The organism is Oleiphilus sp. HI0067 (assembly GCF_001635735.1).
In genome coordinates this window covers 1-806 of record NZ_LWFI01001427.1, presented here as the reverse complement: position 1 = coordinate 806, position 806 = coordinate 1, and the positions used below count along the sequence as shown (strand labels likewise).

Annotated in this window: 1 protein-coding gene; it reads right to left on the bottom strand. The window is 44.7% G+C overall.

What is annotated here, in order from left to right; all coding sequences use genetic code 11:
- On the bottom strand, positions 1-806 hold an 806-nt coding region (locus tag A3739_RS23210), incomplete at both ends, for a CTP synthase (RefSeq protein WP_082878565.1).

The window sequence follows — 806 nt, the reverse complement described above, 5'->3', positions numbered from 1 at the left end:
GTACCACCAAGATCAGAACTATCAGTACGTTGTTCGACACTTCCGCTCTGGTCTTGCCATTCAGTGATCAAACCAACCACTGGATTAGCACTTTCTGAATCAAACTCCGTACTGTTTGCGCCTTCTAAACCTGCAACATGGCGCGCATATTCAATAACTGCCACTTGCATACCCAAGCAGATACCTAAATAAGGCACCTTATTTTCACGCGCATATTTAACCGTTTGGATCTTTCCTTCTACACCACGATTTCCGAAACCACCCGGCACCAGAATCGCATCGACATCTTCGATCTGCCCAGTTCCGTTATCGATAATAGTTTCAGAGTCTACGTAGCGAATATTAACCTTCGTGCGATTACGTAAGCCTGCATGCTTGAGCGCCTCAATCAAAGACTTATAAGCATCCAAAAGCTCCATGTACTTACCGACCATCGCAATCGTAACTTCTTGCTCTGGGTTCGCTTCTGCTTCAACAACACCATCCCACTCACTTAAATCAGCAGGAGCAGCATCAATATTAAAGCGCTCGCAAATAATGTTATCTAAACCTTGTTCGTGCAGCATTCTCGGAATGAGATAGATGCTGCTTGCGTCTCGCAAAGGAATAACCGCGCGCTCTTCAACATTCGTGAACAAAGCAATTTTGCGGCGAGATGATGCATCAATTTCATGATCAGAACGACATACCAGAATATCGGGTTGAATACCGATAGAACGCATTTCTTTTACAGAGTGCTGCGTCGGTTTTGTCTTAGTTTCTCCCGCAGTCGCGATATAAGGCACTAAGGTCAAATGCATAAACAT